Genomic DNA, 22,397 nt, shown 5'->3' on the forward strand with positions numbered 1-22,397 from the left:
AACAGATTCAATCTGCACAGCAAAATGCGGGAGTAGCTCAGTTGGTAGAGCGCAACCTTGCCAAGGTTGAGGTCGCGAGTTCGAGACTCGTCTCCCGCTCCAGATTCCTAAGGGAAGCCTAGGCTTCCCTTTTTAATCGACCACGGCGCAATGGCAGAGTGGTTATGCAGCGGATTGCAAATCCGTCTAGGTCGGTTCGATTCCGGCTTGCGCCTCCAGTAATTCTGGTCACAAGTCGGTAGTGCAGTAAAAAATGCGGGAGTAGCTCAGTTGGTAGAGCGCAACCTTGCCAAGGTTGAGGTCGCGAGTTCGAGACTCGTCTCCCGCTCCAAATTTTGATCCACAGACTTCTACTGGGGTCTGTAGGTCATTGAAAAAAGGAGCTTCGGCTCCTTTTTTCATTCCAGCGAGTGCCACGGAAATCCACCCACAGCTACCGTTTTTGAGTGACCAAATAAGGCACAAGAATACGGGTGGGGCGGCTACCGGATAGTTGCTGGGGCTGAGCGGGAACCATGACGAGCATAGGGCCTAAGTCATTACTTAGGAGTCTCGAAATGGCGCTCTCTGATCTGACCGTCCGGCAGGCGAAGACCACCGGAAAACGCTACACCCTCTCCGACAACGACTGCCTGGGCCTGATGGTCTCAGCCGCAGGCGGCAAGTCATGGCAATTCCGCTACTACTGGCTGGGCAAGCAAAAGCGCCTGTGCCTGGGCGGCTATCCTGCCCTCAGCCTGCGTGAAGCCCGGACCGAGCGAGACAAGGCCCAGGCCCTGCTTGCCAGGGGGATCGATCCCCAGGTCGAGCGCGACCAGAAACGGCACGCGGCCAAGCTGGCGGGCGAATACACCTTCAAGACCGTCTTCGATGCTTGGGTCGAGCATCGCCGTAAGGAACTCAAGGAAGGCCGTCAGAGCACGCTTTCCCAGATCCTGCGCATCTTTAACAAAGACGTGCTGCCCACTCTGGGGAAGATGTCGATCTATGACATTCGCCGCCCTCAGCTTCTGGGCGTCCTGGCGGCGATCGAGAAGCGCAAGGCGTTCACTACTGCGGAAAAGGTCCGCACCTGGTTCAACCAGATGTTCCGTTATGCCCTGGTCATCGCCGAGGGGCTGGAGGTCAACCCGGCCGCAGACCTGGACGTGGTAGCCGAACCCAAGCCCCCGGTAGCCCACAACCCCTACTTGCACCTGCCCGAGATGCCCGAGTTCCTCCAGAAGCTCCGGCTCTACAACCCCCGTGGCTGGCAGACCCAGCTTGGCGTCCGGCTGCTGTTCCTGACCGGGGTGCGCACCGGCGAACTGCGGTTGGCCGAACCCGAACAGTTCGACCTCGACAGGGGCTTGTGGATCATCCCGCCGCAGATCGTCAAGCAGCTCCAGGATGAAATGCGCAAGGCAGGGAAGCGGCCGCAGGATGTGCCCCCCTATATCGTGCCGCTATCCCTGCAGGCCATCGAGATCGTGCGCTATCTTCTGGGGGTGATGCGGCCGGCGCAGAGGTACCTGCTGTCACACCGCAGCGAACTCAAGAAGCGCATCAGCGAGAACACCCTCAACAAGGCCGTGCAGCTCATGGGCTATGAGGGGCGCCTGACCGGCCACGGCATCCGCGGCACCATCTCGACGGCGCTCAACGAGATTGGCTACCCGAAGATTTGGGTGGACGCGCAGCTTTCCCATTCCGACCCCAATAAGGTGAGTTCGTCCTACAACCACGCCAAGTACGTTGAGCCGCGCCGTCGGATGATGCAGGACTGGGCCGATCGGCTCGACCTGCTCGAACAGGGCGAAGTGGAAGCCGCGAGCGCGCACCTGACCATCCGTATCGACGGGGTGCCGGCAATGGCAGAAGTGGAGGAAACGATGGATGCGACCCTCACGATGGCCGAGCCCACTCCTCCCGGCGTCCCGCCCGTCGTGGCCACGCCTATTGTCGTAACCCCGAGCAGCGGCGGGATCACGTTCCAGCGGCTGTCTCAGGTGCCGCCGCCTCCGACGCATGCCCCAGAGCCGGAAGTGTCCGCGATCCAGCGCGAGCGCGAGGAAATGCTGACCATCTACGAGTCTCCAAGCAGCTTGCCGGTCCCGCTGTTCGGCAAGCTGGCTGGAAAGTCCAAGGACCAGATCAACCGCGAACTGAAAGCGGGCAAGTTGCTGTCCATCAGTTTGGGTAATCGGGGGCAGCGTGTTCCCGATTGGCAACTGGTGCCGCTCAAGCACAAGCTGGCCCAGGTGCTCATGAACCAGTGCCTGCACGCGGATTCGTGGGATCTGTACCGCATGCTGACCCAGCCGCACCCTGACCTGGGGGACCGCGCGGCCATTGATGCGGTCACGCCGACCAACGTGCCGGCGATCATCCGGGTCATCATGGGCGACTACCAGCACCATGCGGATATGCCCGAGGCCATTGCCCCTTACCCCATCCCCGAGGATGTGCGGCAAAGCGTTCGTCGGCTGGTGGATAGCGCAGTAGTTCTAGACGGAGCATAGGGCTCTCAAACCTTGCAGGGGCCTTGTGGCCCCTGCATTACGCTTGCACCGCCTCCACGAGTTCGCTCAGCGTGCGCGGTGCGGGAGCGAAGAACACGGCGCCGGTGTGCGCCGTCGAGAAATCGAGCAGGCGGTCGTGCATGCCTGGCGGATCGCCGAGGAACATGCGCTCCAGCATCTTCTGCGTCACCCACAGATGCCTGGAGTAGCCGATGAAGTAGGTGCCATATTCGCCCTGGCCGGGGCGGCCGAAGGGCATGTTGTCGCGCAGGATGTCGTGCTCGGTGCCGTCGTCGTCCACGATTGTGGCGAGGGTCTTGTGCGATTTCTGGCCGCTCGTCGCGTCGGGCAATTCGACATTGCTGACGATCTCCCGGCCGATGATCCGCTCTTGCTCGTCCTTGGCGAGCCGAGCCCACGGCTGCATTTGGTGCAGATACTTCTGCACCACCAAGTAGCTACCGCCGGCGAACGCCTGATCTTCACTGCCGACCAGCGTCGAGGCGCCGATGTCGTGCCCGGTCGGGTTGGCCGTGCCATCGACAAAGCCAAGCAGGTCGCGGGAGTCGAAGTAGCGAAAACCGACCACCTCGTCGGCCACCGTCACGCTGCTGCCCAGTTGGTCCAGCAGCAGGCGCTCGAATTCAAAACAGAGATCCTCACGTTCGGCACGGATGTGAAAGAACAGGTCGCCGGGCGTGGCAGGCGCGGTGTGCTTGGCACCCTCGATGGGCACGAAGGGCCGTAGTTCCTTCGGGCGCTTCCCGGTCTGGAAACGGTCCCATAGCGCCGATCCCAGCGCAGTGATGCACGACAGCCGGCCGTTGAGATCGCGGAAGCCCACCGTTTTGATCAGGTCGTCCAGCCCGTCCAAGATGCCGGCGACCGCCTGAAGGGCCTCGTGGCCCTCGGCGACCGTCAACGTGAGAAACACCGCCGCGCGCGACAGCGGCGCATCGATGCTTTGCGAGTCAATTGGTACTCGGTCCCAACCACTTCCAACCATTCGTGCCTCCAAAGACCATGTTAATTCATCATATTGCCAAAGATGGAAGCGCTATCACTGGCGCGCTAACAGGTGCGTGCCGCGGTAATTACCCGAACGCAGCCTCGGCGAGAGCGGGCTATGGGATATTCGAGCAAGCCGCCCTATCCCTGGCAACCAGCATTGCCCTGTGCTCGAACCGCTCAGAAACAGCATTGGCTCGTCCGTGGGGCCGCTGCAGGTATGTCACGATCTCGTAGGGGCCGTCTGAAAGCGGTCGCATAGTGATCCCCCACGCATGGGCACGCTCCATGCGCGATTGCGCCGAGAGCCCCACACCGTAGCCAGCGGTGACCCAAAGCGCCATCATCTCGAACGAAGTCACATGCTGCACGCTCTGTTGGATCAACGGAAGGGAAGACAGTCGCTGATCGAGCAGTAGGCATGCCTCCGCCGGCCAGCGAAACACCGGATAGTCCAGAAGCTCGGCAAGCGTGATCTTCGCCTGGGCAAGTAAGGGGGACCCCAGCGGCATTGCAACGGCCACGTTCTCGACCCAGAGCGGCTGGCTTTTCACGGCTGGAGCACCAGCGTTCCGAAGCGAGATTCCGGCGTCGTAGCGGCCTTCCTCAAGGCCCGTCATCAGGTCGTCGCCCGAGGTCTCAAAGAACGCGATGGTGACTTCAGGCTCCTCTGCGCGCTGAAGGGCAAGAAGCGTTATGAGGCAAGAGGATGGCACTCCAGGTGCGATAGCAAGCCTGAAATGGGAAAACTGGCTGGTGGCGTCATGCATGAGGGCCCCCAATAAGCGATCTGTCCAGAAAGGCAAACCAGCGTCGCAGTAAAGAGTGAAGTTTAACGTCGTTATCTTTAACGTGGTTAATTGTGGCAGATTGTTTGACGCTTCTGCTAATGCAGAAATCAACAATTCAGCCAGGCCGTCCTTCTGGCACATCGACGTATGAATCCGAGTCGGCGTTAGCCTTCGGACAGGCCGTGCGCGCTGCGCGCGTCGCTCAAGGAGTCGCGCAAGACGAGTTCGCATCTCGGGCAAGCATTTCGCGTTCTCACATGGGTAAGATCGAGCGTGGTGAGCACGTGCCCACGCTTCCGCTCATACTGAAAATTTCTACGGCACTCGGAATAAGCGCGGCTGACCTGATGACGGCGACCGAACGCAATCTGCGTGCCGACACCGATCCCTGAGTGTCTGGCTTGCCAGGCTCCGTCAACCGTCCGATGAGTCGCGTAGGCGAACGACAAATCGCTCTACCGAAGCCGATAAATTGCTGCCGTCGGGCCGAAGCAGGTAGGTCGTGATCACGGCAGAATCCATCGCCAAGGGGCGGATCACCACATCCGGCCGTTGAGAGATGGGAATCTTGGTCGCCGTCATGAAGCCGATGCCGTAGCCGGCGCCGACCAAGGTGAGCATCATGTCCAGTGAGGATACTTCCTCGACAACATTCAGCTTGTGCTCCAACGTGTTGAGCAGCCGCTTGAGTTCGCGGCAATAACCCTCGCATACCTGCGGGTCGCACAGGACAAGTGGATGGCCTTGGAGTTCTTGAAGTGGCACCTCCTTGTAGGTGAGCAATGAGTGCCGAGCTGGCACAGCAATCACCAGCGGGTCGTGCCAGATTGCCTCGGCAGCGATACCGTCGCCGACATCGGCCGTGTGCGCGAACCCGATCATGAAGTCGCCCGAGCGCAAACCGCGCACTTGCTCTGCCAGAGGCACTTCTGACAAGCGTATTTCGATCTCCGGCTCCTCGGCGCGACAACGAGCCAGAAATGCCGACAGTCGTGGATCGATAGCTCCATCTGATACTGCGATGCGCAGGCTACCGCGCAAGCCCGATGCCACAGCCTTGGCATTTTCACGAGCCTGTTCCAGCACAGTGAATAGACGGCGTACATCTTGCAAGAAGACCGCACCCGCCGCCGTCAGAACTGTTCCTCGTCGGTTTCGGTCGAAGAGCACTACGCCCAACTCGTCCTCAAGTTCCTTGATGGCTCGTGATAGCGGTGGTTGTTCGATATGCAAGCGCTCAGCCGCCCGCGTGAAATGTAGCTCCTCAGCAAGAACTACGAAGCAGCGAAGATGGCGCAGCTCCATAGGCCACCCTCCCGTTCCGACTTATCCAACACTGTGCTATCTCCCTATAGAAGTGACTGCCATTTCGGCGGCGGCGAGTTCGGCCACGTCTTTGGAAACTTCTGGCTAAATGAGCCAGGGCTGGGCTGATCGTGCGATGGCCCGAGGCCGGCACAACACCAGGCGAGACTGATCAAGTCCGTGGGGTGGTCAGGATCAGGCGAAGGCTATGTTCAGCCACGCACATCAATGGATGCCGCGCATCTTCTCCGTCCGACCCTTGACCGATTGCGAACCAGGCGCTCGAACACGCCTGCGGTTGATCATCACCTGCGGATTGCTGAGGTTCTGCTCCTGGCCCGAGCCAAGGCAAGCACCCCGTCAAAATCACAACGCCTTGGGGCAGCAGACAAATGCCGGCGAAAATATTCGCCGGCTTCAGTTGCTGGCCGGAGACTAGAGGAGCCAGAATGTCTCTCACCAGAAAGTGTGAGACATCCTGATGCGTAGCCCGCGCCGGATACTTACTGCCGCACTGAACCATGCGGGTCGATGACGTACTTGTATGCAGAACCCGCGTCGAACTCTTTGTACGCGGCGGGCGCGTCTTCGAGCTTGATGAACTTAGTGTTCATCATCGGCGAAAGGTAAGGCATGCGATCGTTCAGTATCGCCCGCATTAACGCGTGGTTGTAATTGGCCGTCGGGGATTGACCAGCCGACATTCGCGGCGACTTGATCCAGGCGTTGGACCATTCCAGATCCATATGGCCTTTCTTGGCTTTCGGGTCTTTCGAGATCGGGTTTGCGCAGTACACACCGACCGTGCTGGTCATTCCGCCGAAGCGGACATATTTGAGCATTGCGTTGGTAACAGCGCTCTCCACGATCTTGTCAGCCTCCGCGCCAAACCCGCGGCAGTCCACACCAACATAGTCGATGACGCGATCCACCTCCCTGTGCCCGGTAATGCGTTCGAGATGTTCCTCGATCGGCACGCCGTCGGAAAGGTTGATGGTTTCCACGCCGTGTGGCTTGAGAAGGTCCAGCCGCTCTTGAATGTAATCGGCAACGATGATGGCGCCTGCACCCAGAAGTCTGGCGCAGGCGGCACCCGCTCTGCCGACCGGCCCGGCACCGAAGATCAGGATGTTTTCGCCGACGACGTAGGCCGGTGCGGCTGGCCAATCAGGGCCAGCGAACCCATGGAAAGCTGTGGGTAGTACGTCAGAGAGAAGGGTCAGGTCGCGGATCTTTTCCATGGCGGCATCCTTGTCAGGAAAGCGCAGGAGATTGAAATCCGCATACGGTACGAAGAGATAATCACCTTGGCCCCCCGTCCAGCCACCGAGGTTGAACCCGTAGGCTCCGCAGTCGATTTCGGGGTTGGTGTTCTCGCATACATCGGAGCGCATATGCTTGCAGTTGTAGCAACGCCCACAACCCACATTGAAGGGGACGGAAACGATGTCGCCCTTCTTCACGACTTCGACGTCTGATCCCACTTCGATCACTTCGCCGGTCATTTCATGGCCCATGGTCATTCCCTTGGGAACAGCAAACGAACCGCGATAAATGTGAAGGTCGCTGCCACAGATATTTGTGGTAACTATTTTGAGGATAGCGCCGTGGGGTGCACTTTTCCCTTGAGGGGTTATCAGCTCTGGAAATTTGAAGGTGTTGACCTTCATTTCCAAGGGCTTCTCGAAAGTCACGATTCGGTTACCGGTCGGAGTCATTTCGTCACCTCTGTGCGTTAATGTTTCCATCTTCTAAATCGAAGTGGGAAACGAGACTTACCGCTGTCAAGAAGAACGATCGTGGTACTGCCTAGCCGTTGGCCGCGTCTCCTTCTGCGGTCTTGACAGCATCGGATCAAGCTCAGAAGTGGTCAAACTGGAATAATCTATGTGCAGATAGACACGATCTATCTACACGGGCTCGTCGAGCCGTGCTCGTCTCCTAGCTGGGAGAGGACAACGATCATCACTACATCGCGCCTCCTAGCTTGATCTAGGAATAGTCAGCTTGACCCAGCGAGACATGAGGAGGCCGCATGCAGCAGGTACTCCTGTCGCCCGTGTTGCCCCTAGACCTGGTGGCCTTCGATGGGTTGCTCAGCACGTGGCGCCTGTTAGCGGCGCACACGGCGTGCCTGCCATCTTTGCCTGGTTGAAGCAATACAGCGTTGCTCTTCGAGACTCGCTATTTCAAGGGGCTTTGGGATGAGTCTGCTTTGGGCTGGAACCGACGATGGATCGATATAACGGATTGAAGAGCGGCGGCCAGTTCTGGGGTGTGCACCATTTCGAGCAATGCGTGCGATGACGGTGCCTCGAACGCATTTTTCCCAGCAACGAATCCGACATTTGAGTGTGACATTGGTCCACTGATACCGATTGCGTGGAGATTCGGAATGTGTGCGAGTTGGCCGGCGAGAGATTGCGGAAGAACTGCCGAATATTTTCCTGTCGCCACGTGTGCCGATAGCACGTCAATTGAATCAGTGCGAATAGTCTGTGCGGTACATTGCGTCAGTCTATCTTGAATGGATTCAGGTACTGCCGAGTTCAGCAGGCACAGTTGTCTATTAAGAACATGGTCCCACGTTGTGCTTCGGGGTTGCTGTGTTCTAGCGGCGTGAAAAAGGAAAATGCGTTCACGGTACAGAAGGTGAGTATCGAAGTCTTCCCCTGGAATATCCTCCAAATGCATGAGTGCGATATCCAGATTGTTTTCTCGAATCGCCTGCAGCAGGGAAGAAGCGCCGGAGACCAGAATTGATTGTTGAAGTAAAGGTGTTTTTTCGGCAAGGGCGATGCTTAATGTGGGTGCTACGCCGGCAGTTCCTGGGAGTATCCCTAGCCGGAATTTCCCCTCTATACCCCGCCGTAGTGCGGAGATTTCTCGCTCCAGTCCTTTGCAGTCGTCATACATCTGCTGAGCCCAAGACAGTACGCGCATTCCTTCAGAAGTGAGCCCGTCGTAGCGTCGGCCATGACGCACGATCTCGACACCCATGTCTTCCTCCAATTGCTTGATGCCCGCGGAGAGTGTCGGCTGAGAAACATTGCAGCTTTTTGCCGCGTTGCCAAAATGGCCTTCACGGTGCAAAGCAAGCAAGTATTCAAAGTTTCTTACGATCATAGATTTTCTTCTGATAGAGTTGATTGAATTTTATACTTTTATGAAAAAACCTGTGCACGCTTCGATCTGCGTTCAACCTTGATCACGCAGGTGGCACGCATGAAAGGCTGTTGTGCGCAGTGCCCATTCAGTAGGCTCGGCTCGTCATCGGCGGCCAGCACCACAACGCACGGGACAGCCAATAGCGCGAACACAGGTGCTTCGCGCTGTAGGGCGAGTCGTCCTCATGTAGCTTAGCAGTTGGCGCGTTCTGGAAGGGAAGAAGCGGGAGTGGTGAAGCACGCAACCGCAAAAGGCGGTGCTAAGCTCTTGAGCTGCTCGGGTCGTGGCCGCGAGTCGTTGAAGCGGCCAGAGAATGGAGCCTGCCGTGGCCGTTGTGGAGTAGCTAGTACGCCATGCCCCCGGCGTTTCCTTGGCTGCGATTGACGGGCGTACCTGGCGGCAGATCAATAACAGCCATTTATGGATGAAGGAACGAGTGGAGTAAGGCAGATGAAGATATTCACGATTGGATTCACTAAGACCTCCGCGCGATCCTTCTTCACCAAATTAGGTGATTCTGGTGCCAAACGCCTAGTCGATGTTCGTCTGAATAATGTTTCGCAATTGGCCGGCTTCGCAAAGCGCGAGGATCTTCGGTATTTTTCCGAGGCGTTGTGTGGGATGGAATATGAGCACCTGCCAGCACTTGCTCCAACCAAGGACATGTTCGAGGCATATAAAATAAAAGGGGGAGATTGGGATATCTACGCGAGGAAGTTTCTGGATTTAATGTCGTCCCGAAAGATTGAGTCAATCGATAAAGAAAAGATTGATAACAGTTGCCTGCTTTGCAGCGAAGACAAGCCCCATCACTGCCATCGGAGGCTAGTGGCCGAGTACCTTGCAGGCAAATGGCCGAATGTTGAGATCGTGCATCTTTAGCAGGTGACGTAGCTCCACGCCTCCGGCGTCTCGTCTTGATGGCTGAGAGAGGCAAAGGCGCGCATCGGCGGGAGCCGCCGCCACACATGGGGCGTACAGAGCAATCTCGCCCGCCACGACTCGATGTCGGCGCTGAACGAGGCGAGTAGCTCCAGGTGCATTGGCAGACGGGCCGCTGGCTGACGTCGTGGCGCTCGGCGGATATGCACTGGGAAGCCCGCCCGTGTGTTGGGCTATCATGTTGGCGACGCCTACGCCCAGGTGGGGCGTGGCAGGATCGCCGTCATTTACACCCCAGTTTGGTACTGCTATAGGTCTTCCGAAATAGCCGATACATCAGGACAAATTGAAGTAGCTCAATTAGGAGATATCTAATGTCAACCGGTACGTTCATTCTGCACTCCAGCTATACGCCGGCGGGGGACCAGCCAGAGGCGATAGCGCGCCTGCTATCGGACATAGAAGAAGGTGCGACACACCAGACGCTGAAGGGTATCACCGGCTCTGGTAAGACCTTTACGATGGCCAATGTGATTCATCGTCTGAAGCGGCCCACGTTGATCTTGGCTCCTAACAAGACATTGACCGCGCAGCTTTATGGTGAAATGAAGCACTTCTTTCCTGAGAATGCTGTCGAGTACTTCGTTTCCTACTACGATTATTTTCAGCCCGAGATTTATATGCCGGGCACCGATCGTTTCATTCCAAAGGACTCGGCCATCAACGATCACCTTGAGCGCCTACGCCTGTCCACGACCAAATCCTTGATTGAGCGCCGCGATGTGATCGTCGTCGCTTCGGTGTCTTCAATCTACGGCCTGGGTGACCCGGAGGCGTACCGAGCGTTGCAGATCGCTCTGTCCCCTGGGGTCAAACTAAACCAGAGAGAGCTGATTCGTCGTTTGGCTCTGCTGCAATATGATCGCACTGAGCGCACTCTCAAACGTGCAACGTTTCGCGCTCAAGGTGATGTGATCGATATCTTTCCTGCTGATTCCGAGCATAGGGCAGTTCGGGTGGAACTGCTGGATGACTCTGTTGCGTCTGTTCAATGGCTAGACCCTGTTACAGGTAAAACGCTTGGGGCAATTGACCATTACTTGGTTTCGCCAAAGACGCTTTTTGCACCGCCCACGAATAAAATAGATTCCGCGTCCAAGAAGATACTCGCTGATATGGAAGAGCGGGTTGCCGAGCTGAACAGGAATAATCGCTTGGTCGAGGCAAACAGGCTGTACGAGCGGATCACGCATGACGTGGAGATGATGCGCGAGGTAGGCTATTGTTCGGGCATGGAAAATTATTCCTGCTACTTCAGCGAACGGGACCCGGCCTCGCCTCCGATCACATTGCTGGATTACCTGCCGAAAGATGGGCTTCTGTTCGTCGATGAATCCCACGTCATGGTGCCACAGATATCCGCAATGTACCGGGGGGATCAGGCGCGCAAGGAGACGTTGATAGATTACGGGTTCCGCTTGCCTTCGTCTAAGAACAATCGCCCGTTGAACTTTGGTGAATTTGAGAAGGTCAAGCCTCAGACCATCTTTGTTTCCGCTACTCCGGGAGACTACGAGCTGAGGGTGTCGAAAGACAGGGTTGTCGAACAAGTTATCAGACCAACGGGACTGCTTGATCCCAAGGTTGAGGTGCGGAAAGCGGACGGATACATAGATGACCTGCTTGCCGAAATATCGAAGTGCGTGAAGAAGAAAAATCGCGTGCTCGTGACTACGCTGACGAAGGTCAGTGCAGAAGAGCTAACGGATTTCTTGACGGACAACGGGATTCGAGCGCGCTACATGCATTCGGACATAAAAGCGGAGGATCGTGTTGAGATCATCAATGGCCTGCGCGCAGGAGAGTTCGATGTTTTGATTGGGATTAGTCTTTTGCGCGAAGGGCTGGATATTCCAGAGGCATCATTGGTTGCTATTCTCGATGCAGACCGTGCAGGATTCTTGCGTTCGGCCCATGCTCTCATTCAGATGATAGGTCGAGTCGCTCGGAATGAAAACGGCAAGGCGATCTTGTACGCCGACGCGGTGACTCCGGCGATGAAACAGGCGATCGATGAAACCAATAGGCGCAGGCAGCTTCAAATTGCCTTTAACGAGGAAAATGGGATTTCTCCGGCCTCGTCTGTGCGAAAACTAGCAGGAGAAGAGACGAATACGGAGGAGCCCACCGTTCACTCCGAGGCTTTCTGCGAGAATTTGTCCGACCTTTGCGATCAGATCACTGCCAAGGAACAGCAGCTACTCGAATTTACCGATACCGGTGACGAGCAGCGCGTCGAAGATATTCGTCGTCAGTTGGATGGTTTGTACCGGCAATTCATTTACATCTAATCGTTTGCCGGCATAGGGTTGCATGGCCGACCGATCTGCACCTGGCGCAAGCGGGCAGACGGTCGGCTCATCATTCAACCGGAGGGGCGAGCCGCCAAGGCTCAGTGCCCCGCTTTCCAGGGCGTGTGCCTTTCAGTGTCTTGCGACGTGTCAGCGCAAAGCTGGCAACGATCCAACGGCGACCAGCATTTCATCAAATACCGCTCGAACCCTTCCCGGAATGGGGCCACGCTGAGGCCGATAGACGTACAACCCCCATGCCGGAGGTTCTTCGCTCTCCAACACTCGCACGAGCTTCCCGCTGGCAATGTAGGGGGCGGCCATGTAGTCCGCCAGTTGCGCGAACGCGATCCCGGCCAGCGCCGCTCCCATTTCCATGTCGGCATTGTCGGCGACGAGAGTGGGTGCGGCAGGTGTCCACTGGCGTCCCGCCTTGAAGTGCCAAGGCCAGGGACGGCCGGTATTGATATCCAAGGCCACGGTAGCTGGCAGGCTGCTTAGCGCATCGATGTTTTCAGGTACGCCCACTTTCTTGATCAGGCGCGGAGCGGCAACGATCGGAAGTTTCATGTCGGCTGCCTTGCGTGCGACGAAGCGGCTATCACGCATGAATCCGACCCTGATTCCGACGTCAATCCCTTCGTCAACCGTATTGCTGATGCGATCGGACAGGCGCACATCCAGCGTGATGTCGGGATGACGCGCGGCCACGCGCTCCAGTGCCGGCAGCACCGCTCTGGTGCCCAAGCTGTGCGGTGCGGTGATGCGAACCGTACCGGACAGGGATGCCTGCTGGTCGGAGCCAGGCGTTCGCCACAGATCCTCGAACCGCTCCAATGCCGGGCGCACCTGGTCTAACAGCCCTTCGCCGAAGGCGGTGATGCGCACCTGGCGCGTGCTTCGATGAAACAACACCTCGCCGTAGTGTTGCTCCAGTTGCTGGATGGCACGGGTGACACCTTGCGGAGAAGTCCCCAGCCGGACGGCTGCATCGCGAAAACTGCTGCTTTCGGCCGCCACCCGAAAGATGCGCAGTAGTTCCATTTCCTTGTTCATGACGCACGCCTCATGGTCGGTTTCGCCGCTCGTTAATTGTTCCAGATGGTGGAATTATAAAATCGCAACAATTCCATATACAAGGGAGGCGCGGTTGCCCAGACTGACAGCACCCCGGAATGCTCCGCTCCGAACAACCCAACAAGGAACGCGAATGAACGCTGCGACTCTCATCACTGCCTACTACGACGCCTTCAACCGCGGTGACCGCGAGGCCATGCTGTCAATGTTGACCGATGACGTCGCGCACGATTTGAACCAGGGCGCTCGTGAGGTCGGTCGCGAAGCCTTCCGCGCCTTCCTGCAGCGCATGGACCGCTGCTATGGCGAGCAACTCCGCGGGATCGTGGTGATGGTCAGCGCCGACGGCCTGCGCGCAGGCGCGGAGTACGTGGTGCATGGCGAATACAAGGTGACGGACGACGGGCTGCCGGACGCCCAGGGCCAGCGCTACGTGCTGCCGGGTGGCGCGTTCTTCGAGATCCGCGATGGCAAGATCGCTCGTGTCACCAACTACTACAACCTCGGCGACTGGATCGCACAGGTCGGAGGGGACGCCTGAAATGACCAGCGACGTGCAGGTGCTGGTTCGTCGTGGGCCGGACATTGCCGAATGGTTCGACACCGTGGCACATCTGCGGGCGAAGGTCTTCCGCAGCTTTCCATACCTGTACGAGGGCGACATCGAATACGAGAAGCACTACCTTTCCATGTACGCCCGTTCGGCAGACAGCCTGTTGGTGCTCGTGCTCGCTGATGACGTGGTTGTGGGTGCGTCCACGGGGTTGCCGCTCGGCGATACGGAGCCGGCCTTCCAGGTACCGTTCGCCGATCGAGGAATCCCGATGGAGGCAGTGTTTTACTGCGGCGAATCAGTCCTGCTCCCAGCCTTTCGGGGCCTTGGCCTGGGCCATCGCTTCTTTGACGAACGCGAAGCGCATGCCCGTTCGTTGGGCGGCATGCAGTGGACATCGTTCGCGTCGGTGGATCGAGCAGACGACGATCCCCGGCGTCCTTCCAACTACCGCAGTAATGATGCCTTCTGGACCCGTCGTGGCTACGTGCGACAGTCGGACATGAAGGTTACGCTGCCCTGGAAGGAGGTGGGTGAGCCGACCGAAACCGAGCAGACGCTCACGATGTGGCTGCACTCTCTGGAGAACGCGAAGTGAAAGTAGCAGTTGCGAAATATGCAGTGGGTAAGCCGACGGACTTCGAGGCATTTGCTGCGCGGCAGCGACTGGTTCTGGAGGAGGCGCGCCGTGGCGGAGCGGAACTGGCCGTGTTGCCCGAGTATCTATCCCTCGAACTGGCTGCAACGTTCAAGCCTAGCATCCGCCGTGATTTCAACGCCTCTCTGGCCGCGCTGCAGGCCTTGCAGCCTGCTTGGCTGGCACTGTATGCCGACCTGTCGCGCGAGTTGTGCATGACCATTCAGGCCGGTACGTTTTTGACCCAGGTTGGTTTGGACCGCTACCGCAACCGAGCTTGGTGGTTTGCGCCTGACGGTACACGCGACTACCAGGACAAACTGCAGTTGACGGGGTTCGAGAAGGACACCGGCGTCATCGAAGGTGGCGACGAACTCAAGGTGTTCGACCTGAACGGTGTGCGTGCCGGCATCGCTGTTTGCTATGACAGTGAGTTTCCATTGCCCGTGCGAGCCCAGAGAGAGGCGGGAGTGCGCCTGCTGCTGGTCCCGAGCTGTACCGACACCCAAGCAGGTGCAACCCGGGTCCGTGTGGGCTGCATGGCGCGGGCGCTGGAGAACCGAATGTTCATCGCGCAGGCCGTGACGACCGGAGCTGCTGACTGGAGTCCGGCGTTGGACACGAACACTGGCGAGGCCACGATCTATGCACCAATGGATCGTGGATTCCCGGATGATGGCATTCTCGCGACGACTTGCGGCACGCAGACATGGGCGATCGGTGATCTTGACGTTGAAGCACTCGAACGAAACCAGGAACAGGCCCAGGTTGCGGTCGATCGTGACTGGGACGGCCAGATGTTGCCTGCACTGCGGAAGGCTCGGTATTCGGGTCGTCAGGTCGCCTAGCCGGTCTCATCTTGTTAGCTTCAGTTCGATGAGTCGGCTTAGATAGGCCACGTCTATCTGCGCATAGATTTTTCCAGTTTGACCAGTTTTGAACTTGCCCCGATGCTGTCGATACATGCAAGAAATATTCATTAATTTGAATGTTTTGCGCTTCTTGGGAACAAATCTGTACTAGCCTGTAAGCGTGCTCGAAGAGCACAGATTTTGTGGCGAAGTTCGGCCGCATATACTATGGGGGAGTATTGTATAATGCGGCGGTGTACCCAAGTAGAGAGGTGTTCGATGCCACACAGCCCGGAAGAAAAGAAGCAAGCACTGACGCGCATCAGGCGCATCAAAGGTCAGGTAGCGACTCTTGAGCAAGCGCTTGATGCAGGTGCGGAATGTCCTGCAATTCTTCAGCAGCTTGCGGCCGTTCGTGGGGCAGTCAACGGATTGATGGCAACGGTTCTGGAGAGCTATCTGCGGGAAGAGTTTCCCAGTAGCGAAATCAGGAGCGATTCGCAGAACAAGTCCATTGACGAGACCATCTCTATCGTCCGCTCCTATCTGCGGTAGAGGCACCAGGGTGCCCTCGGTGAGGGCAAATTTAGTTAGCTAGTAAAGGAAGCGACATCATGAAATCACGTGCAGCAGTTGCCTTCGGGCCAGGAAAGCCGCTGGAAATCGTCGAGATCGACGTCGAGCCGCCGCGCAAGGGCGAGGTGCTCATCAAGATCACGAACACCGGCGTTTGCCATACCGACGCCTTCACCCTGTCGGGCGACGACCCCGAAGGTCTCTTCCCGGTCGTGCTGGGTCATGAAGGTGCGGGTATCGTCGTGGAGGTGGGTGAAGGTGTGACCAGCGTGAAGCCTGGCGATCACGTCATTCCCCTCTATACCGCCGAGTGCGGCGAGTGCCTGTTCTGCAAGTCCGGCAAGACCAACCTGTGTGTCGCGGTTCGTGCAACCCAGGGTAAGGGGCTGATGCCCGATGGTACGACTCGCTTCTCGTACAACGGTCAGCCGCTTTACCACTACATGGGCTGCTCGACCTTCAGCGAATACACGGTCGTCGCCGAAGTCTCGCTGGCCAAGATCAACCCGGACGCCAATCCCGAGCACGTCTGCCTGCTGGGCTGCGGCGTGACCACCGGCATCGGCGCCGTGCACAACACGGCCAAAGTGCAGCCGGGCGACTCGGTGGCCATCTTCGGCCTCGGCGGCATCGGTCTCGCCGCGATTCAGGGTGCACGCCAGGCCAAAGCGGGCCGCATCATCGCCATCGATACCAATCCGGCGAAGTTCGAGCTGGCTCGTACCTTCGGCGCGACCGAATGCCTCAATCCGAAGGACTTCGACAAGCCGATTCACGAGGTTCTCATCGAGATGACCGGCTGGGGTGTCGATCACACCTTCGAGTGCATCGGCAACGTCAACGTGATGCGTTCGGCTCTGGAAGCTGCCCATCGTGGCTGGGGCCAGTCGATCGTCATCGGTGTCGCCGGTGCCGGCAAGGAAATCTCGACCCGTCCGTTCCAGTTGGTCACCGGCCGGACTTGGAAGGGCTCTGCTTTCGGCGGGGTCAAGGGGCGTACCCAACTTCCGGGCATGGTGGAAGACGCAATGAAAGGCGAGATCGATCTCGCCCCGTTCGTCACCCACACCATGGGTCTCGACGAGATCAACCACGCCTTCGACCTGATGCATGAAGGCAAGTCGATTCGCACGGTGATCCACTACTGATCACCCACTATCCATTCAACACCAACCATCAAGGAAACTAACCATGTCCACTCCTGTCATTTCCGGCGACGGCATCTTCTCGCACGTCTTCATCGGCGCCGCCGACGTCCAGAAGTCGGCCGCGTTCTACGACGCCGCCCTGGGTGCTCTCGGCATCAAGAACCTCGGTCCTTTCGGCAACGGATGGGTGCTTTTCGGTCGCGAAAAGCCGGCTTTCATCATCGCCCGTCCGGGCAATGGTGAAGCGCCTTCGAGCAACGGCGTGACGGTCGGCTTTGCGGCCGCCACTCCCGCCGAAGTGGATGCCTTCCACGCCGCCGGCCTTGCCGCAGGCGGCACCGACGAGGGCCAGCCTGGCCCGCGTGGCCACCTGCCGGGTGCCTATGCGGCCTACCTGCGTGATCCGGCGGGCAACAAGGTCTGCTCGTACACCTTCGTCTGAAAGCTAGGAAGCTGAGGGCGTTCTGAAAGGGCCAGCACAAGCCTCTACACGGCGAGCCTATTAGACGGACCGTGTAGAGCGGTGTCTGCTCATGAAGATCGGCCCGCAGCCATGTGCGAAACGCATGGCTGCGGGCATTTGCTTTGAAGCGTGTTTTTCAACCAAGAAGAAATGAGGTCGTTATGAAAGAGCCGGCCAACATAAATACGACGACCGTACAACCCACCCCGACCGCCACCGTGTACGGCATGCCGGCCTACACCGATCGTGCTGCCGCCGTGGGTGAAGTGCATGCGCGCCCGCATCTGTTGATTCAGGCCCCGCGCGGCATATTGCAGCTCGCTTTCATGACCGAAGGCGACCAGGCCAAGGATCAGATGGCGATGAGCGAGTTGTCTCATCGCTTCGGCGTTGCCGAACCCGACCATGCTACGCCGCTTCACGGCGTGACATGGGACGAAGGAGACCTGCACTGTGAAAAGCACACCGAGTTCTCGACGTATCTCTGGTGCGCTTCGCTGGATTCCGAGACGGGAGAGCCGTGCGGCGAAAACCCGTTCAGGCATGGATTTGTGCCTCCCGGCCCGGTCGTATCCGGCATCCGTTTGAGACTTCTTCCGTGGACGCCGGAAACGGAGAAGGAGGCCGATCGCTTCGATCCTGCCAGCCTGTGCTACTCGCTGGTGGAGAACGGCTCTGCCGCCATTCTGACCGACTTCCGACAGGATGAGGATGGCCTGACGCAGATCCTCGTCCTGGCCCGCGATTTGACCCCGGCGCGGGCGGGTGCGCTGGCTCAACGTCTGCTGGAGATCGAGACCTACCGTACCTTGGCGTTGCTGTCCCTGCCGTTGACACGATCGATGACGTCGGAGCTGCGACGCATGGAGTCGCGCCTTGCGGCGATCACCGACGAGATGTGTACGAGCTTGGTGGAACGGCGCGACAGCGACGTGCTGCTGTCCGAATTGACCGGCCTGGCTGCCGAGCTGGAAGCTGGAGTTGCGGCGAATCTCTATCGCTTCGGTGCCAGCCGTGCCTACTACGAGATCGTCGAGGAAAGGCTGGCAGCGCTTTCGGAAGAGGCCGTATCCGGGTACTGCGCCTGGGCGGATTTCCTGCAGCGCCGCATCGCTCCAGCCATGCGGACATGCCAATCCGTAAAGGAGCGCCAGGCCAAGCTCTCAGACAAGCTGACCCGGGCCATCGCGTTGCTGCGTTCCTGGATCGACGTTGAGCTTGAACGCCAGAACCGCGATCTGCTGGCGTCGATGAACAACCGGGCCAAGATGCAATTGCGCCTTCAGCAGACCGTCGAAGGCCTGTCGGTCGCGGCAATTTCTTATTACGTCGTGAGTCTTCTCGGCTACTTGCTCAAGGGCATTCCGATGGTTCACGACAGCGTGGCGCCGGTGATGGCGGTTCTGGTGCCTGCGGTGATGCTGACGATCTGGTGGATCGTGCGCAGGATCAGGCATGCCCACGGCGACACGGTGGCGGAAGAGAAATCTTCCTGACGAGCTGCCGTCTTGGCGCGCGAGAGCTGCGCCGTTCCTTTGAACATAGGAGAACTACATGGAACGCATCGAACATCACGCCAGCTTTGATGGTTGGCAGGACGTTTATCAGCATGAATCGACGACGCTCGGTTGCACGATGAAGGTCGGCGTCTATCTGCCTCCGCAGGCGCAGCACGGCAAAGTGCCGGTGCTGTACTGGCTTTCGGGCCTGACCTGCACCGAGCAGAACTTCATCACCAAGTCCGCCGTCCAGCGCTACGCGGCCGAACATGGCATTGCCGTCGTCGCGCCCGATAGCAGCGCTCGCGGCGAAGGCGTTGCCGACGATCCTGCCTATGACCTCGGACAGGGCGCGGGGTTCTACGTCAATGCCACACAGGAACCCTGGGCTGCGAATCATCGGATGTACGACTACGTCGTGCAGGAACTGCCGGCGCTGATCGAGGCCCACTTTCCCGTGACAGCGGAGCGGAGCATCAGCGGCCATTCCATGGGAGGACACGGTGCTCTGGTCATCGCCCTGCGCAACCCGGGCCGTTATCGAAGCGTCTCGGCCTTCTCGCCCATCGTCGCCCCCACCCAGGTTCCCTGGGGGCACAAGGCCTTCGAGGCGTACCTGGGCAGCGATCGGGAGGTGTGGAAACAGTACGACACCGTGGAGCTGATTCGCACCGTGCAGGAGCGTTTGCCGTTGCTGGTGGACCAGGGCTTGGGCGACGAGTTCCTGGAGAGCCAGCTTCAGCCCGACCTGCTGCGCAAGGCCTGCGACGAGACGGGGCACCCGCTCACGTTGAATCTGCGCCCAGGCTACGACCACAGCTACTACTTCATTGCCAGTTTCATTGGCGAGCATATGGCACACCACGCATCGGCGCTGAAACGCTGAGAGAGAGGAGATCAGGTCATGACAAAGACCTCCAAAAACCGACATCACGTCGTCATTATCGGAGCGGGCTTCGGCGGGATCGAGGTTGCCAACCAGCTTGCTGGTGCCGAGGTCGATGTGACGATCATCGATCGGCGCAATCATCACCTGTTCCAACCCTTGCTTTACCAGGTTGCAGGGGCGTCACTTTCGACATCCGAGATCGCCTGGCCTATTCGCTATCTCTTCCGAAATCGCCCGGAAGTGAACACCTTGATGGCGGAAGTGGAAGGTATCGACCAGGACGCGCGTCAGGTCATTCTCAACAATGGATTGCGGCAAACCTACGACACGCTCGTGCTCGCGACAGGCGCTACCCATGCCTACTTCGGACACGACGAATGGGGGGCTTTCGCGCCGGGGTTGAAGACGCTGGAAGATGCCACGACCATTCGGGGCCGAATCCTCGCGGCTTTCGAGGAGGCTGAGCGCACGAGCGATCCTCAGCAGCGTGCCGCGCTGCAGACGTTCGTCATCATCGGTGGTGGTCCCACCGGGGTTGAATTGGCCGGAACCATCGCCGAGCTTGCACGAGACACGCTGGCGCGTGACTTTCGCTCGATCGACCCGAGCACGTCGCGGGTTGTACTGATCGAGGCTGGCCCGCGTCTGTTGTCCGTCTTTCCAGAGGATCTTTCGGCCTATACGCGCCAGGCGCTCGAAAAGCTCGGCGTCGAGGTCGTGCTGGGTACGCCGGTCACCGAATGCTCGGCCGATGGCGTGGTGTACGGTGGCAAGCCCCTTTCGGCCAAGACCATCGTCTGGGCCGCCGGAGTCCAGGCGTCTCCCGCGGCTCGCTGGCTGGGCGCTGCGTCTGATCGTGCGGGTCGGGTGGTCGTTGGCCCTGACCTGACGGTGGCCGGTCGGCCGGAGGTCTTCGCCATCGGCGATACAGCCTCGTGCACCATGGCCGATGGGAAGCCCGTGCCGGGCATCGCCCCGGCCGCCAAACAGCAAGGGAAGTACGTCGCCAACCTCATTGGACGGCGTTTGAAGGGCAAGCCCGCTGACGGACCTTTCAAATACCGGCATCAGGGGAACCTGGCCACCATCGGCCGCAGCCTGGCGGTGATTGACATGGGGCGGGTGAAGCTGCGTGGTGCCTTTGCGTGGTGGATCTGGAAGCTGGCGCACATCTACTTTCTGATCGGTACGCGAAATCGTCTCAGCGTCGCTTTGAGCTGGGTATGGAACCACAGCATCGGCTACCGCGGCTCTCGCATCATCATGCATGCGATTAGCGACAAAGAGCCCGCGGCGTTGGACAAATCCGGCTCCCTAGATTGAGGTGCCAACGTTATCGGAACGTCAACTATCAGAAATGCCAGGGAGAGGAACTTGACCGATCTATTCACGACAAAGCCCAAGCCTCCCTTGGCCGAACTCCTGCGGCCCAAGACGCTGGATGAATTCGTCGGGCAACGGCACTTGCTCGGCCCCGGCAAGCCGCTTCGTCTCGCGTTCGAGGCGGGCAAGTTGCACTCGTTCATCCTCTGGGGGCCGCCAGGCGTGGGCAAGACCACCCTGGGGCGCCTGGCCGCCAGTGCGACCGACAGCCGATTCATCGCCATCTCGGCCGTGCTTGCCGGGGTGAAGGACATCCGGCAAGCCATCGACGAGGCCCAGGCAGAACTGGACAACCATGGTCGATCGACGGTGCTTTTCGTCGATGAGATCCATCGCTTCAACAAGGCGCAGCAGGATGCCCTACTGCCCCATGTCGAGTCGGGGCTCCTGACCCTGGTGGGGGGGACGACCGAGCATCCGGGGCTGGCGGTCAATTCCGCGCTGCTCTCGCGCGCGCAGGTCTATACCCTCGAACCGCTGTCCGGCGACGAACTGAACCAGCTCTACGAACGCGCACTGCCGCATCTCCAGGGCGTCACGTTGGACGCGGACGCGCTGGATCTGCTCAAGGGCTTTGCCGATGGCGATGGCAGGCGCTTCCTCAATCTGCTTGAGCAGGTGACGAATGCTGCGTCGGGCGCGGGCAAGGCCGTGGTCGATGGCGAGTTTGCCAAACTGTCCACCAGCCCATCACTGCGCAGGTTCGACAAGGGCGGCGACGAGTTCTACTGGCAGCTCTCCGCCTTCCACAAGTCGCTGCGGGGCTCCGACCCCGACGCGGCCCTGTACTGGCTGGCCCGCATCCTCGACGGCAGCGGCGACGTCAGCCAGGTGACGCGCCGCATGATCGTGGTGGCCAGCGAAGACATCGGCAATGCCGACCCGCAGGCGCTGCAACTGGCGCTCAATGCCGCGCTGGCTTATGAGAGGCTGGGTTCCCCCGAAGGCGAAATACCGATTGCCCACGCGGCGACCTACCTTGCTGCCGCCCCCAAGTCGAACGCTGCCTATGCCGCCTGGAACAAGGCGAAGGCCTTCGTCAAGAACAACGGCTCCCTGCCTGTGCCTCTCCATCTTCGCAATGCGCCGACGAAGCTGATGCAGCAGATGGGGTATCACGAAGGCTACCGCTACGCCCATGACGAGCCCAACGGCTATGCCGCTGGGCAAAGCTACTTTCCCGAGGGCGTGGCGCGGCCGGGCTGGTATCAGCCAACGGACAGAGGTGTTGAGCGCAGGCTGGGAGAAAGGCTTACTTGGCTGCGCTCGCTGGATGATGGGACGCTGCCAGAGGCGGACGCCTGACTGGTCGTCT

At 59.1% G+C, this 22,397-nt stretch carries 20 protein-coding genes and 3 tRNA genes; 17 read left to right on the forward strand and 6 right to left on the reverse strand.

Annotated elements, in window-relative coordinates; genetic code table 11:
- Positions 1-26 precede the first annotated feature (26 nt).
- From N879_RS09620 to N879_RS09635, 4 genes are all read left to right on the forward strand, one after another.
- Positions 27-102: transfer RNA gene (locus N879_RS09620), tRNA-Gly, on the forward strand.
- Between the two features lie 42 nt (positions 103-144).
- Positions 145-218 (forward strand) — tRNA-Cys (locus N879_RS09625).
- 37 nt (positions 219-255) lie between these two features.
- Positions 256-331, forward strand: a tRNA-Gly gene (locus N879_RS09630).
- A 226-nt stretch (positions 332-557) separates the two neighbouring features.
- Positions 558-2,501: a tyrosine-type recombinase/integrase gene (locus N879_RS09635; RefSeq protein WP_009459572.1), complete on the forward strand. Its 1,944-nt coding sequence runs from the start codon at positions 558-560 to the stop codon at positions 2,499-2,501.
- A 37-nt stretch (positions 2,502-2,538) separates the two neighbouring features.
- Here the strand turns inward: N879_RS09635 and N879_RS09640 are convergent, their stop codons facing one another.
- Both N879_RS09640 and N879_RS09645 read right to left on the reverse strand, forming a co-directional pair.
- Positions 2,539-3,507 (reverse strand): Dyp-type peroxidase, encoded by a 969-nt coding sequence (locus tag N879_RS09640; protein WP_009459580.1) that lies wholly within the window; start codon positions 3,505-3,507, stop codon positions 2,539-2,541.
- 118 nt (positions 3,508-3,625) lie between these two features.
- Positions 3,626-4,441: a substrate-binding domain-containing protein gene (locus tag N879_RS09645; protein ID WP_009459589.1), complete on the reverse strand. Its 816-nt coding sequence runs from the start codon at positions 4,439-4,441 to the stop codon at positions 3,626-3,628.
- Here N879_RS09645 and N879_RS09650 point away from each other — a divergent pair.
- A complete protein-coding gene (locus N879_RS09650) occupies positions 4,399-4,692 on the forward strand; it encodes a helix-turn-helix domain-containing protein (RefSeq protein ID WP_009459591.1) in 294 nt (97 codons plus the stop codon). The two genes, N879_RS09645 and N879_RS09650, sit on opposite strands and share 43 nt — an antisense overlap.
- 22 nt (positions 4,693-4,714) lie before the next feature.
- On the opposite strand, the gene N879_RS09655 is transcribed toward N879_RS09650, so the two are convergent.
- From N879_RS09655 to N879_RS09665, 3 genes are all read right to left on the reverse strand, one after another.
- Entirely contained in the window at positions 4,715-5,605 is an 891-nt protein-coding gene (locus tag N879_RS09655) for a LysR family transcriptional regulator (RefSeq protein WP_019726376.1), read from the reverse strand.
- 503 nt (positions 5,606-6,108) lie between these two features.
- Positions 6,109-7,323 carry a glutathione-independent formaldehyde dehydrogenase gene (locus tag N879_RS09660; RefSeq protein WP_009459598.1) on the reverse strand — a complete coding sequence of 405 codons (1,215 nt, stop codon included), beginning with the start codon at positions 7,321-7,323 and terminating at the stop codon, positions 6,109-6,111.
- 466 nt (positions 7,324-7,789) lie between these two features.
- The gene (locus N879_RS09665) at positions 7,790-8,731 is read right to left on the reverse strand and encodes a LysR family transcriptional regulator (protein WP_009459599.1); all 942 of its coding nucleotides are present in this window, start codon (positions 8,729-8,731) and stop codon (positions 7,790-7,792) included.
- Between the two features lie 462 nt (positions 8,732-9,193).
- Between N879_RS09665 and N879_RS09670 the strand changes: the two genes are divergently transcribed.
- On the forward strand, positions 9,194-9,655 hold the full coding sequence (locus N879_RS09670) for a DUF488 domain-containing protein (protein ID WP_235484278.1): 462 nt from the start codon (positions 9,194-9,196) through the stop codon (positions 9,653-9,655).
- 374 nt (positions 9,656-10,029) lie between these two features.
- Positions 10,030-12,006, forward strand: coding sequence for an excinuclease ABC subunit UvrB (uvrB, locus tag N879_RS09675; protein ID WP_009459603.1), 1,977 nt, complete (start codon positions 10,030-10,032; stop codon positions 12,004-12,006).
- Positions 12,007-12,156: 150 nt separating this feature from the next.
- Here the strand turns inward: uvrB and N879_RS09680 are convergent, their stop codons facing one another.
- Positions 12,157-13,062, reverse strand: coding sequence for a LysR family transcriptional regulator (locus N879_RS09680; protein WP_009459605.1), 906 nt, complete (start codon positions 13,060-13,062; stop codon positions 12,157-12,159).
- A 154-nt stretch (positions 13,063-13,216) separates the two neighbouring features.
- On the opposite strand from N879_RS09680, the gene N879_RS09685 reads away from it, so the two are divergent.
- From N879_RS09685 to N879_RS09730, 10 genes are all read left to right on the forward strand, one after another.
- The gene (locus tag N879_RS09685) at positions 13,217-13,624 is read left to right on the forward strand and encodes a ketosteroid isomerase-related protein (protein WP_009459611.1); all 408 of its coding nucleotides are present in this window, start codon (positions 13,217-13,219) and stop codon (positions 13,622-13,624) included.
- Position 13,625: 1 nt separating this feature from the next.
- Positions 13,626-14,234, forward strand: coding sequence for a GNAT family acetyltransferase (locus N879_RS09690; RefSeq protein ID WP_009459619.1), 609 nt, complete (start codon positions 13,626-13,628; stop codon positions 14,232-14,234).
- Positions 14,231-15,121: a carbon-nitrogen hydrolase family protein gene (locus N879_RS09695; RefSeq protein ID WP_009459621.1), complete on the forward strand. Its 891-nt coding sequence runs from the start codon at positions 14,231-14,233 to the stop codon at positions 15,119-15,121. Before N879_RS09690 ends, N879_RS09695 begins: the two co-directional genes overlap by 4 nt.
- Positions 15,122-15,403: 282 nt before the next feature.
- Entirely contained in the window at positions 15,404-15,679 is a 276-nt protein-coding gene (frmR, locus tag N879_RS09700) for a formaldehyde-responsive transcriptional repressor FrmR (RefSeq protein WP_007182548.1), read from the forward strand.
- Positions 15,680-15,738: 59 nt separating this feature from the next.
- A complete protein-coding gene (locus tag N879_RS09705; RefSeq protein ID WP_011871467.1) occupies positions 15,739-16,848 on the forward strand; it encodes an S-(hydroxymethyl)glutathione dehydrogenase/class III alcohol dehydrogenase in 1,110 nt (369 codons plus the stop codon).
- A 43-nt stretch (positions 16,849-16,891) separates the two neighbouring features.
- Positions 16,892-17,290 carry a VOC family protein gene (locus N879_RS09710; protein ID WP_009459624.1) on the forward strand — a complete coding sequence of 133 codons (399 nt, stop codon included), beginning with the start codon at positions 16,892-16,894 and terminating at the stop codon, positions 17,288-17,290.
- 182 nt (positions 17,291-17,472) lie between these two features.
- A complete protein-coding gene (locus N879_RS09715; protein ID WP_009459626.1) occupies positions 17,473-18,807 on the forward strand; it encodes a DUF3422 family protein in 1,335 nt (444 codons plus the stop codon).
- 58 nt (positions 18,808-18,865) lie between these two features.
- Positions 18,866-19,696, forward strand: a complete 831-nt coding sequence (gene fghA / locus N879_RS09720; RefSeq protein ID WP_007182551.1) for an S-formylglutathione hydrolase — start codon at positions 18,866-18,868, stop codon at positions 19,694-19,696.
- 18 nt (positions 19,697-19,714) lie between these two features.
- A complete protein-coding gene (locus N879_RS09725) occupies positions 19,715-21,022 on the forward strand; it encodes an NAD(P)/FAD-dependent oxidoreductase (protein WP_019726352.1) in 1,308 nt (435 codons plus the stop codon).
- 51 nt (positions 21,023-21,073) lie between these two features.
- Positions 21,074-22,387 carry a replication-associated recombination protein A gene (locus N879_RS09730; RefSeq protein ID WP_009459628.1) on the forward strand — a complete coding sequence of 438 codons (1,314 nt, stop codon included), beginning with the start codon at positions 21,074-21,076 and terminating at the stop codon, positions 22,385-22,387.
- The last annotated feature ends 10 nt before the right edge of the window (positions 22,388-22,397 follow it).

It is taken from the genome of Alcaligenes sp. EGD-AK7 (assembly GCF_000465875.3).
Classification (GTDB): Bacteria; Pseudomonadota; Gammaproteobacteria; order Burkholderiales; family Burkholderiaceae_B; genus Alcaligenes; species Alcaligenes phenolicus.